The following is a 1,073-nucleotide window of genomic DNA, read 5'->3' on the forward strand; positions in this document are numbered from 1 at the left end:
AGCTATGGGGTTAGTAACTGAAGAAGAAAGTCACAGTCCGACCTGCAAGGTCGTTTATAATAAATAACTAGCTTAATTCTTACAAAAGGGTTTAGTGTCATTTACACAAAATTATTGACACTCCCTACAGTCTGGATAGTGTATTAGAGAAAGATAAAATCATTAATGTGAAATATAAAAGCACCTTAACACAAGGTGTAGATTTATATGATATCACGGATGAAGTTCCAGAAAATATTAAAAGAATGGGGATTAATACATTAAAAGCTCTGCCTAACATACCTCATGGAAGTATCGATATGCTTTACGATGGGGAAAATGCGGTTGTCTTAGAGGTTAATGCATCCGCTAATATATCAATGCATATGTTCCCTACTGCTGGAACACCTCGTCATATAGGCGGCCATTTAATGGATTATTATTTTCCAGAAACTAAACCTTATGCTGGTAAATATTCAAACTTTTATTTTGATTATGTTGACATAGTAAACACTTTAGAAAGAAACTACACGAATTATATTGAGGTAAAATCTTTAGAAGTAAATGAGGAAATTATATCTAAAAGACTCATTTTGACTGGAAAAGTGAAAAATGTAGGGTTTAAAAAGTGGGCTAAGAAAAAAGCCATTGTACACAATATTGATGGACATATAAAAGATCATTCAAAGAATAGTTTAGAGATTATTGCAGCAGGACCTAGTGAAGACGTTATGCAATTCATTAAAAGTTGTAAAAAAGGTCCAAAGAAAGCAAAAGTGAAAAATGTTGAAGAACTTGATTGGGATAAAGAAATCATGCTAGGTTTCAAAGCTTTTACAAAGAATACAATTAATTACGAAAAATACTATAAAAAGTTAAGCCAAAAACTAGATTCTACGATTAAAGAATATGAAGAATTAGAAAAACAATACAATAAATTACTAGAAGATTACCAAAAACAAAAAAATAAAGGAGCATTCCTGTAATAAGAAAAATTGACCCTAGATGAGGTTATTTGGAGTTACACAAAAAAAGCCCTCCTTGGTAGTATAGAGAGTGTCACGTCACGAAACAATGACCTCGAAAATACCGAA

Annotated in this window: 1 protein-coding gene; it reads left to right on the top strand. The window is 31.7% G+C overall.

The features are described 5' to 3' along the window. The first annotated feature begins 167 nt into the window (after window positions 1-167). Window positions 168-965 carry an acylphosphatase gene (locus ACTWQB_RS17320; protein ID WP_443140395.1) on the top strand — a complete coding sequence of 266 codons (798 nt, stop codon included), beginning with the start codon at window positions 168-170 and terminating at the stop codon, window positions 963-965. The last annotated feature ends 108 nt before the right edge of the window (window positions 966-1,073 follow it).

This window comes from Piscibacillus sp. B03 (genome assembly GCF_052246295.1).
GTDB lineage: Bacteria > Bacillota > Bacilli > Bacillales > Alkalibacillaceae > Piscibacillus.